Source organism: Listeria monocytogenes (assembly GCF_900187225.1).
Classification (GTDB): Bacteria; Bacillota; Bacilli; order Lactobacillales; family Listeriaceae; genus Listeria; species Listeria monocytogenes.
On the sequence record NZ_LT906436.1, the window covers coordinates 1,203,524 to 1,215,217 of the forward strand.

Genomic DNA, 11,694 nt, shown 5'->3' on the forward strand with positions numbered 1-11,694 from the left:
GTGAAACGTTCAGCTTTATGGAAAGATATCTACCGCGAAATATGGCGTTCTAAGAGCCGCTTTATTTCCATTTTTATGCTGATTATGTTGGGCGTTGCTTTTTTCTCCGGATTAAAAGCAACTGGACCCGATATGCTTCTAACAGCCGACAACTATTTTAATAAGTATGAATTAGCTAATTTTAATGTGCAATCTACTTATGGACTAGATGAGACAGACAAGGAAGCACTTGAAGATATATCCGGTGTCGCACAAGTGGAACTCGGATATACAGCAGATACTTTAATGAAAGATAAAAATATCGTAACGAAACTATTTTCCACATCTAAAAGCGATAATTTAAATCAATACAAGGTAATTAGTGGCCGTTTACCAGAAAAATCAGGAGAAATTGCGCTTGATAATAATCAACTTGTTCATAAAAATGTCAAAATTGGTGACAAAGTAACTTTTGTGAAAAGCGATGGTAACAAGCTAACTGATACACTTAAAAAATCCACCTATAAAGTAGTCGGTTTTGTTAGCTCACCCGCTTATATCCAGAAATCCGAACGTGGCTCGAGCACGGTAGGTAAAGGAAAGACAGATGCTTTTGGTGTAATTCCAGAGCAAGATTTTAATTTACCAGAATACACTATTGCCAATCTTACTTTTGATAACTTAGCAGCAAAACAAGCTTTTAGCGACGAATATGTATCCACCGAAGAAAAAGATAAGAAAAGCGTCGAACAAGCTTTAGGAGATCAACCAGAAAAAAGACTAAATAAAATCAAGACGAGTGAGCAAAAGAAACTAAATGAGGCCACTGCAGAAATCAACAAAGGAAAAGCAGAATTAAAAGCAAATGAAGCAAAACTTGCAGATGCCAAAGCACAATTAGAAGAAGGTTTCTCTAAATATAATGCAGCTAGAGCAAGTTACGATGCCAAAATCAAACAAAGTGAGGCAGAAATTGCAAATGGTGAAGCAGAACTTGCCAACGCCAAAAAACAACTGGATGCTGCAAAAATACAAATCGACCAAGGTGAGCAAGCGCTTATACAAGCTGAAATGGAATTGGAAGAAGGACGTGCGGCTTGGGAAGATGCCAATAATCTTCTAAATACAGCAAATGGTTATTTGCGAGAAGCGAAGTCGACTTTAGAAAATGTTTTAAAACAACCAGATTTAACTGATTTTGAGCTAGATCGCGCGAGTTTAACAGATTCGTTCCAAATGCTCGCGTCCGAACTTGATTTATCAAATGCGGACCGCGAGGAATATGAAAATGCCATGAATAATTTACTAGATGATTATGAAAATGGCAATATTAGCGATGCAGAAATAAGAGAATCTATAAACGCGGCTCTTGCGCAAGTTGCTAACGCTGAAAATGAATACCAATCAGTTAGAACTGCATTAGATGCTGAAAAACAAACAATAGAACAAGGCGAAAAAACATTAGCTGCCAAAAACCAAGAACTTCAACAAGCAAAAATTGCTTACCAAGAAGGTCTTACCAAATATCAAGATGGTCTTGAAAAAATTTCGCTCGCAAAACAACAATTAGCTGTTGGAAAACAAACCGGTTCCTTAGAATTACAAAGCGCACTTGCAAAATTAAATACCGGACAAGCAGAATACGATAAAAATTTTGCTTTATTTAAAAAAGAAAAAGCGAAAGCAGAAGCCAAGTTAACTAGTGCGGAAAAAGATGTACAAATCGGCCAGCAAAAATTAGATGCGCTGAAAGTTCCGAAATACTATGTCCTTGATCGTAACGATAATCCAGGTTATAGCGAATACAAAGAAAATGCAGACCGTTTAACTTCCTTATCAACAGCCTTTCCAATTTTCTTCTTTCTAATTGCCGCGCTCGTTTGTTTAACGACAATGACGCGCATGGTAGAGGAACAAAGAACACAAATTGGAACATTAAAAGCATTTGGTTATTCCAACGGTAGCATTATTTTGAAATATCTTGTTTACGGGTCGATTGCAAGTGTCATTGGAAGTGTCCTTGGAATTTTAATTGGCTTCCAGTTTTTCCCGAACATTATTTTCAATGCTTATAAATCCATGTATGAAATGCCATCTGTAGATATTGGATTTTATTGGAGTTATAGCTTACTTGCTTTATTTGTCGCTTTATTCTGTACAACATTTACAGCTTATGTAGCTTGTCGTGCTGAACTTCGCGCCAATGCAGCAACATTAATGCGTCCCAAAGCACCAAAAATTGGCAAACGGATTTTCTTAGAGCGGATTAGTTTTATTTGGAAACGAATGAACTTCACAAGTAAAGTGACTGCAAGAAATTTATTCCGCTACAAACAAAGAATGCTCATGACGGTTCTAGGTGTTGCTGGATGTACCGCATTAATTCTTACTGGTTTTGGGCTACGGAATTCAATTAGTGACATCGCCAAAATGCAATATGGCCAAATTATGAAATATGATGCAGCTATTTATCAAGACATGAGCGCACCACCAGCAGCCAAAGAAACCTTTGATGAAATAATGAATGATTCCAATATCAAAAGCAAATTGGCTATGTCACAAACAAATATTGAGACCGTTAAATCAGGACAATCAGCACAAACTACATCAATCATTGTCCCTAAAAATTTGAATGAACTACCAAATTACATTGTGCTTCGCGACCGTGCTAGTCATACAACCGAAAAACTTACCGATGATGGTGCGATTATAACGGAAAAACTGGCTAAATTATTCGACGTAAAACCAGGCGATACAATTACCGTCAAAAACGCTGAAAATGACAAATTCCAAATAAAAGTCAGTGCCATTACTGAAAACTATGCAATGCACTACATTTACATGACCAAAGCATATTATCAGCAAGTATTTAAAGAAAAACCTAGCTACAATTTAGACTTATTAATGTTAAAAGATACCTCTGAAAAAGTAGAGAGCGATTTTGCGGAAAAATTAACAGATAGTAAAGCAATTTTAAATGTTACTTTTTCCAATAATGTTAGTTCCTTGCTAAATGAAACATTGGATAGTCTGAATATTGTTATCGTGGTACTCATTACGTCTGCGGCATTACTTGCATTCGTTGTCCTTTACAACCTGACAAACATTAATGTATCAGAACGTATTCGAGAACTTTCCACTATCAAAGTACTTGGTTTTTATCCAAAAGAAGTGACTATGTATGTCTACCGAGAAAATATTATTTTAACCTTAATGGGCATTGCGGCTGGATTTATCCTTGGTTTCTTCTTGCACCGATTTATCATCACCACAGCAGAAGTGGATCAAATGATGTTCAGTCCGGCAATTAGTTGGACAAGCTACTTATTTTCCGGCATACTCACACTCGTTTTTGCAACTGTTGTGATGGTTGTTATGCATATTAAACTAAAACGAATCGACATGATTGAAGCACTGAAATCAGTTGAATGATGATGAAAAGAACTTGTTTTTATCGGCAAGTTCTTTTCATTTGACTTAAAAATAAATAAAGCTTAAACTAAAAAATAGTTAAGGGGGTGAACTTTATTTGGAAAGACAAAAAGTAAAGCAACTGATAAAAAGTTACCAACAAACATACATATTTGCGATGAATCAAATACACCAAGCTATTTCAGAAATTTCAGCAAGTACTGTGGACCTTTCCATTGAGCAGTTTTTTGTTCTGCGCGAAATTGCTACCTATGATGGTATTAGCGCAACAGAACTAGCAGCCACTTTAGCGGTAAATAAGAGCGCTATTACACCTAAGCTGAAAAAATTAGTAGAAAAAGGCTACATAAGACGAGAACGAAACCAACTAGATAAACGAGCCGTAGTTTTAACTATCTCAGAAAAAGGGAATAACGTTTACGAAGAATGCGAAAAACAATTAGAGTTACTCGTGAATGAATGGCTCGAAATACTAGGGGAAAAAGACAGCGAACAATTTTTTGAATTATTTCAAAAGATTACCAAGTCGGTTGTTGAGCCTAGACAATAAAAGGAGAGATTTGGCATGAAATGGATTATGAAACTCCGCTGGGCCATTTTAGCGTTTTGGCTTGCAGCAGCAGTCGTACTAATGTTTATTGCACCACCCATGGCAGATCTTGTACGCGAAAAAGGCGAATTAAAGCTGCCTGATGGCTATCCGTCATCACTAGCAACGGAAATGCAAAAGAAACATAATCCAGATGACAAGGGTTCAGCTTACATTGCTGTTTATACAGCCGACCATAAGTTAACTGGAACAGAATTAAACGATATCCAGAAATCACTCGACTCTATCGAAAAAGATAAAGACGAACTTCACGTAACAAACGTGTTATCAAGCTTTAACCAACCAGAGCTTAAAGATAAGTTTTTAGCAAAAGATGGTAAAACAATGGTAGCAAGTTTAACCGTAGATGATACGGATGCTTCGGTTAAAAGCATACGTAACGCACTAGACAAAAAAATGGATGTAAAAGGTGTTGACACGTATTTAACAGGTAATAAACTAATTCAAGAAGACGTAGTTCAAGGGTCTGAAGACGGTTTACATAAAACAGAAGGCATCACTGTTGTCTTTATTTTAGTCGTATTATTCCTTGTATTCCGCTCAGCAGTGGCACCGTTTATTCCACTTATAACAGTAGGAATTAGTTACCTCGTTGCGCAAAGTACTGTAGCATTCTTAATTGATATCTTTAATTTCCCAGTCTCTACGTACACGCAAATCTTTATGGTTTGTATTATGTTCGGAATTGGGACCGACTATTGTATTCTCTTAATGAGTCGATTTAAAGAAGAAATGGGAGCCGGTCTCAACCCACGAGAAGCTGTTCATGCAACGTATCGTACAGCTGGAAAAACAGTCATCTATAGTGGTGTAGCTGTTCTAGTAGCATTTACTTCACTTTATTTTGTTCAATTTGATTTATATCGTTCTGCAGTGGCAGTCGGCGTTGGAATTGTCGTTTTACTAGCTGCACTTTACACGCTCGTACCATTCTTTATGAGTACGCTCGGAACCCATTTATTCTGGCCATTAAATAAAAATATTAGCCATAAAGAAAATAAAATTTGGGGCGCCGCTGGTAAATTTACTTTTGCAAGACCGTGGATTGCTTTATTAATCGTTGCAGCTATCACGTTGCCGCCAATCTTACTGCATACAGGAACAGAATCATTCAACTCACTAGACGAAATTAGTGACAAATATCCTTCCAAAAAAGGTTTTGAAATCGTATCGGATAGTTTTGGAGCAGGGCAAGTTGCGCCAACACAAATCTTTATTGAAAATGACGATAATATGCGTACAACAGATTACATCGCTCAAATTGAAAAAATTTCCGATGATTTATCTCATTTAAAAGGCATCGATATGGTCATGAGTGCTTCACGTCCAGCCGGAAAACGAGTAGATGATATTTACATTAAAAACCAAGCTGGACAAGTAAACGACGGCGTAGGTCAAGCGACTGATGGCGTAGGAGAAGTGAAAAAAGGTTTAGATTCAGCAAGTTCAGAACTCAAAAAATCAGAGCCGGCCCTTGATAAAGCCGTTGCAGGAGTTGGTGACTTACAAAAAGGCACTGTCGCAACACAAGAAGGAATTAACCAATTACAAACAGCCCTTGCACAAATTCAAAAAGGCATTGAAAGCGGAGCAACTGGAGCTGGCGACTTAAAACAAGGTGTAGCAGAAGCCAAATCACAACTAGCTACGTTACAAAATGGAGAAGCGCAAATCCAAGCTGGATACGCTGAGATTCAGAAAAACTTACAAAATGTAGCTGACCAACTAAAAGGTTTTGAAAACCCAAGCTCTCAAGCAATTGATACTTCCAAACTAGAAGAGCAATTCAAAAAAATCGGTGCCTCTTTCCAAGCATTCGCAGCAGCGCATCCAGAAGTGAGAAATGACCCTCGTTTCCAAAAACTAGCCGCAGATATTCAAGGCTTAGAAACAGCTGGAAACGAACTGAAAACCTCTGCTGGACAGCAAATGGCAGCACTTCAAGCAAAAATGAAAGAACTAAATCAAGGTATCCAACAACTCGCAACAGCGATGAATCAATTAAACGAGCAGTCCAAACAAATTTCGGATGGACTTAGCGCTTTTAGTACAGGCCTTGGTCAAATCGAAACAGGACTAGATCAATTAGAAAAAGGCCTTAACCAAGCAGCAGTTGGGCAAGGGCAAGTAGTTTCCAAAATGCCGGAAGTCTCTAATGCTCTAACGCAAATCGCTGCTGGACAAGGTGCCTTAAAAGACGGATTTGCAGGCATTAGCGGTCAAATGGGTCAATTAACAGATGGTTTAACTTCAGGTGCAGATGGATTAGGCAAAGTAGAAAGTGGGCTAAACACAGCGAACGGACTAATTGATGATTGGTCAAAAGTTCCTTACGCAAGTTCCGGAATTTATGTACCGGATGCGCTACTAAAAAATGCTGATTTCCAAAAAGTATTAGATCAATACATCTCATCTGATGGAAAACTGGCAACTATTAACGTGATTTTGACTAAAAATCCATACTCTAATGAAGCGATGGATTCGATTGATGACATTAATGACCAACTTGCAGCCAGTATGAAAGGGACCAAACTGGAAAATGCGAAAATAGGTATTGGTGGAATGACGAGTGCCAATTATGATACGAGAGATATGTCAACAGCTGACTATCATTTGGTTCTTGTGATCGTTCTAGCGAGTGTTTTCGTAACACTAGTCATTGTCCTACGTTCCCTAGTAATGCCAATTTATCTGATTGCATCACTCATATTAACGTACTTTGCTGCACTTGGGTTCGCAGAAATTATCTTCATGCGAATTCTTGGATACAGTGGTCTAACGTGGGCAACACCGTTCTTCGGATTTGTAGTACTCGTCGCGCTCGGTATCGATTATTCGATCTTCTTGATGTCAAGATTTAACGAATACAACGGACTTTCTGTACGCGATAGAATGATAAAAGCCATGAAAAATATGGGTGGTGTTATTTTCTCAGCCGTCATTATTCTCGGGGGAACATTCGCCGCAATGATGCCAGCTGGCGTACTTTCCTTACTTGAAATAGCGACTGTCGTTCTAATAGGCTTAGTACTTTACGCCGTAGTAATTCTACCGCTCTTCGTTCCCGTAATGGTTAAACTATTCGGACGAGGCAATTGGTGGCCATTTATCACAAGAAAAGGCGACCATCAAGAAAACGTACCACCGAAAAAATAACACAATAAACCGCATTCCTTTATAAAGGGAGTGCGGTTTTTAGTTTGATTTCAAAAAATAATTTGCTAAGATAAATGTATATAGATGAATGAAGGAGGAAGGAACTATGATAAAACTCGGAAATGACTGGGATGAGTTACTAAAAAATGAGTTTAACCAACCGTATTATTTAACCCTTCGCCAGTTCCTAAAAAAAGAATACCAAACGAAAAAAGTTTTTCCGGACATGTACGATATTTTCAATGCATTAAAGCATACCGCCTATAAAGATGTCAAAGTGGTAATTCTCGGACAAGACCCATATCATGGACCAGGTCAAGCACACGGGCTCTCATTTTCCGTTCAACAAGGAGTACAGATTCCACCATCACTGCAAAATATTTATTTAGAATTACATAACGACTTAAATTGTGAGATTCCAAATAATGGTTATTTGATACCGTGGGCAGATCAAGGAGTGCTACTATTAAATACGGTTCTAACTGTACGCGCTGGTCAAGCTAACTCACACCGAGGACAAGGCTGGGAAATACTAACGAACCACATTATTGAAATCATTAATCAAAAAGAAGAACCAGTAGTTTTTTTACTATGGGGAAGCAATGCGAAAGAAAAGTTGCAATTATTAACAAACCCGAAACATACTGCGTTTACATCCGTTCATCCTAGCCCGCTTTCAGCATCGCGCGGTTTTATGGGATGCAAACATTTTTCTAAGACGAATCAATTCTTAGAACAAAATGGTGTAAAACCAATTGATTGGCAAATTCCTTCTATATAAATAAAAACATCCCGCCATTCATTGACGAGATGTTTTTTTACTTTTTAACCATTTTTAATGCTTTCTCTGTATTAGCGAAATGTTGTTTTGTATATTTAGCTAATGTTTCCAGACCGAATCGTTCGATGATTTCCGCTGCAACAGCATCCACATGAGGTCCTGCGCCTTTTGGAAGCGAGATGCCAACTTCTTTTGACATCGCATCAAAAGCTTGCACAAACTTATAACGAGCAATAATCGAAGCAGCAGCTACAGAAAGATGTAACCCTTCTGCTTTTGTCGCAAAAAATACATCTTCTCGAATAATGCTTGGTTCTTTTGCTAAATAACGGTAATACGTATTTTTTTCAGCAAATTGATCAATTAAAATCGCTTCTGGTTTAATTGGAGCAAGCTTTTTCAAGACGTTTTCAATTGCGCGATTATGTAATAAGGCTTTCATTTGTCCTTGGTTCATGCCTCTTTTTTGGAGTTCGTTGTATTTAGGATTAGGGCAAAGTAGCACACTATGTGGAACAAGTGGCATGATTTTCTCGGCAATGCGACAAATTTCTGGATCTTTCATCGCTTTAGAATCTTTTACGCCTAGCTCTTTTAAAAGTGGCATCATTTCCGCGTCCACGTATGCGGCACAAACCGTAATCGGGCCAAAAAAATCGCCAGTGCCAACTTCATCTGAACCAATGACATTTTTTGATGCGAAGTTTGCCGGAAGAATCCCTTTAGAGACGGAGGGCGCTTTTGCTTTGGATTCTGGAAGAGTCGCTACCCATTTTTTTGCTTCTGCTTCTCCGTTTACTCCTTGGAACATCACTTTGCGCGATTTGTAGCCAGTGATGGAAACACCAGGTTTTTTTGCAGCGAAAACAGCTCCTGGTGGTAGCTTTGGATTAGAAAAAGGGAGATATGTTTGTTTCATTTTTTCAAGTGTTGGTTGATCAACTAAGATAACTGTATTTGCGATAAGGCATCATCCTTTCAAAGTTCTATTGTAACATACTACGACGAAAGACTGAATATCGGCTAAACGGGTGGTTGACTCTTTTCTTTCCTGCTTTTTCGTGATAAGATTATGACAAGTAGTGGCCTAAACGAATTTGGGCGAGGAGGAATTTACGTGGCAAATGAGAGAAATAAAGTAGTGACAACAATTTACGGTAGAGAATATACGATTGTTGGCGTAGAAACAACAGACCACTTACGAAAAGTAGCTCGCGAGGTCGATGAAAAAATGCACGAAATCGGCTCCCAAAATCACGCACTAGATAGTGGTAGGCTCGCTGTACTAACGGCTGTAAATGCGACAAATGATTACTTAAAACTAGAACAAAAATATCTAGAGTTAGAGCAAGAACTGGCTCGAATTAAAGGAAGAGATTAATGATTTTAAATGCGATTATTTTAATTTTACTTGTTTGCGGCTTTTTTGCAGGATTTAGAACAGGCCTTATCAAACAACTTATCTTATTATTAGGTTATATTTTGGCATTTTTTATCTCGTATACGTATTACGAAGATTTAGCGCCACATTTAACTTTTATACCTTATCCAGGTAGTGATACTGCAGATGGATTATCTATTATTTTACAAGAATTACGAACAGAAACGGCTTATTATAACGTACTTGGATTTGCGATTATTTTTATTGTCGCAATCATTGTCGTTCACATGCTTGCATCACTTGTTGGTGGCTTGACTAAGATTCCAGTCCTGCGCCAAATTAATGGATTGTTAGCAGCTGTTTTTGGTGTTATTAAGTCCTACTTAATTATTTTTGTTGTCTTGTTCATCATGGCAATTTACCCGGCGAATTGGTCTGAAAATCTCATCGATAGCTCGACGGTTGCCCAGTGGATGCTTGAAAAAACGCCAATTTTGTCAGAACAATTTTATGACTGGATGACAGACATTCTGCCAAAATAAAAGAAACATTCGATACCAGATGTATACTCTTAGCCAATTTTGGATAGGATTTCTCTGGTATTTTTTAATGATTTTATAGGGAGGGATTAAAGATGGCTACTAATAAAAAAGAAATTATTCGTTTACTCGAAGAAATTGCCACTTATATGGAATTAAAAGGAGAAAATAGTTTTAAAATATCTGCGTTCCGCAAAGCTGCGCAGGCAATTGAATTAGATAGCAGAAGTCTATCTGAAATTGATGATTTTACGAAGATTAGCGGTATCGGAAAAACTACGGGTGAAATTATCCAACGTTATTTAGATAGTGGAGAATGTCCAGAACTTGAGGAGCTAAAAAAAGAAGTCCCAGCAGGTCTCGTTCCACTTTTAGATGTGCCAGGGCTTGGTGGTAAGAAATTATCGCGTCTTTATCATGAGCTTGGTGTGGTGGATAAAGATACATTGCTCCAAGAAGCAGAAAATGGTCATATCGAAGCATTGAAAGGTTTTGGTAAAAAGTCTGCTGAAAAAATGGCCGAAGCAGTGCGTGAAATGGGTGAGCGTCCTGATAGATACCCACTAAATGATGTCTTACCAATCATAAAAAAAGTAGAGGCCTATCTTGCTGAAATCGCACCAATCGAAACTTTCGCGCAAGCCGGCAGTTTACGTAGATTACGGGAAACGGTCAAAGATTTAGATTATGTTATTGCGACGGAAAAACCAGAAGATGTACAAAAAGCTTTACTTGCATTTCCATTAATTACGGACGTTATTGGAGCTGGTGAAACAAAAGTATCAGCTGTATTAGAAGATAACATTACTATCTCAGTGGATTTCCGCTTAGTAGAAAAGAAAGCTTTCGCAACAACACTTCATCATTTCACTGGTTCTAAAGATCATAATATCAAAATGCGCCAATTAGCTAAACAGTCAAATGAAAAAATAAGCGAATATGGTGTGGAACAAGAAGATGGAACTGTTCGCCATTTTGAATCGGAAAAAACATTTTTCGAGCATTTTAAGATACCGTTTCTCCCACCTGAAGTTCGCCGAGATGGCACAGAAATTGAGCGCGTAACGAAGGACACAAAATTCCTTGAGTTAAGTGATATCCGCGGGGACTTGCACATGCATACAACTTGGTCTGACGGGGCGTACGCGATTCCTGAGATGATCGAAGCTTGTATCGCAAAAGGATACGAATACATGGTTATTACAGATCACGGGAAATTTTTGCGAGTAGCTAATGGTCTGGACGAAAAAAGATTATTGGAGCAGCAAGCAGAAATTAAAAAAATAGCTGCTAAATATCCAGAAATTGATGTCTATTCCGGCGTTGAAATGGATATATTGGCTGATGGATCACTTGATTTTGATGATGAGACTTTGAAACAGCTAGATTTTGTTATCGCGTCTATCCATTCCAGTTTCCAACAATCAGAGGAAGAAATTATGAAGCGATTAAAAACAGCCTGTGAAAATCCATATGTGCGTCTGATTGCACATCCAACGGGTAGAATTGTCGTGAAAAGAAAGCCGTATCATGTTAATATGAAAGAACTGATCCAATTAGCTAAAAGTACAGGAACTGCCTTAGAATTAAATGCTAATCCGCAGCGTCTTGATTTAAACCGCGAGCATTTAGAAATGGCTCACGCTGCTGGGGTGCCGATTGCGATTAACACAGATGCGCACGACACGAAACACCTTGATTTCATGTCTATTGGCGTTCGAGCTGCCACAAAAGCCTGGCTCGGCAAATCAGCAATCCTGAATACGAAAACTGCAGCTGAATTTAAACAATTTTTACAGAATAAATAACTTTTAAA

At 38.2% G+C, this 11,694-nt stretch carries 8 protein-coding genes; 7 read left to right on the forward strand and 1 reads right to left on the reverse strand.

Annotated features, from left to right (window positions below; translation table 11 throughout):
• The 4 genes from CKV70_RS06195 (at position 1) to CKV70_RS06210 (ending at position 7,958) form a co-directional block, all read left to right on the forward strand.
• Positions 1-3,411, forward strand: coding sequence for an FtsX-like permease family protein (locus CKV70_RS06195; RefSeq protein ID WP_014600777.1), 3,411 nt, complete (start codon positions 1-3; stop codon positions 3,409-3,411).
• Between the two features lie 97 nt (positions 3,412-3,508).
• Positions 3,509-3,961: a MarR family winged helix-turn-helix transcriptional regulator gene (locus tag CKV70_RS06200; RefSeq protein WP_003721623.1), complete on the forward strand. Its 453-nt coding sequence runs from the start codon at positions 3,509-3,511 to the stop codon at positions 3,959-3,961.
• 15 nt (positions 3,962-3,976) lie between these two features.
• Positions 3,977-7,177, forward strand: coding sequence for an MMPL family transporter (locus CKV70_RS06205; RefSeq protein WP_014600778.1), 3,201 nt, complete (start codon positions 3,977-3,979; stop codon positions 7,175-7,177).
• 106 nt (positions 7,178-7,283) lie between these two features.
• Positions 7,284-7,958 (forward strand): uracil-DNA glycosylase, encoded by a 675-nt coding sequence (locus CKV70_RS06210; protein ID WP_003732773.1) that lies wholly within the window; start codon positions 7,284-7,286, stop codon positions 7,956-7,958.
• 37 nt (positions 7,959-7,995) lie between these two features.
• On the opposite strand, the gene rnhC is transcribed toward CKV70_RS06210, so the two are convergent.
• Complete coding sequence (rnhC, locus tag CKV70_RS06215) at positions 7,996-8,922, reverse strand: ribonuclease HIII (protein WP_072215733.1); 927 nt, start codon at positions 8,920-8,922, stop codon at positions 7,996-7,998.
• Between the two features lie 153 nt (positions 8,923-9,075).
• On the opposite strand from rnhC, the gene zapA reads away from it, so the two are divergent.
• From zapA to polX, 3 genes are all read left to right on the forward strand, one after another.
• The gene (zapA, locus tag CKV70_RS06220; RefSeq protein WP_022741830.1) at positions 9,076-9,339 is read left to right on the forward strand and encodes a cell division protein ZapA; all 264 of its coding nucleotides are present in this window, start codon (positions 9,076-9,078) and stop codon (positions 9,337-9,339) included.
• Positions 9,339-9,881, forward strand: coding sequence for a CvpA family protein (locus CKV70_RS06225; protein WP_012951513.1), 543 nt, complete (start codon positions 9,339-9,341; stop codon positions 9,879-9,881). The genes zapA and CKV70_RS06225 overlap by 1 nt, the downstream gene beginning before the upstream one ends.
• Positions 9,882-9,973: 92 nt before the next feature.
• A complete protein-coding gene (gene polX, locus CKV70_RS06230; RefSeq protein ID WP_003723851.1) occupies positions 9,974-11,686 on the forward strand; it encodes a DNA polymerase/3'-5' exonuclease PolX in 1,713 nt (570 codons plus the stop codon).
• The last annotated feature ends 8 nt before the right edge of the window (positions 11,687-11,694 follow it).

Coding starts and splice junctions, on each gene's coding strand:
- polX (WP_003723851.1), top strand. CDS start 9,974: ATGGCTACTAATAAAAAAGAAATTATTCGTTTACTCGAAGAAATTGCC.
- CKV70_RS06210 (WP_003732773.1), top strand. CDS start 7,284: ATGATAAAACTCGGAAATGACTGGGATGAGTTACTAAAAAATGAGTTT.
- CKV70_RS06225 (WP_012951513.1), top strand. CDS start 9,339: ATGATTTTAAATGCGATTATTTTAATTTTACTTGTTTGCGGCTTTTTT.
- CKV70_RS06205 (WP_014600778.1), top strand. CDS start 3,977: ATGAAATGGATTATGAAACTCCGCTGGGCCATTTTAGCGTTTTGGCTT.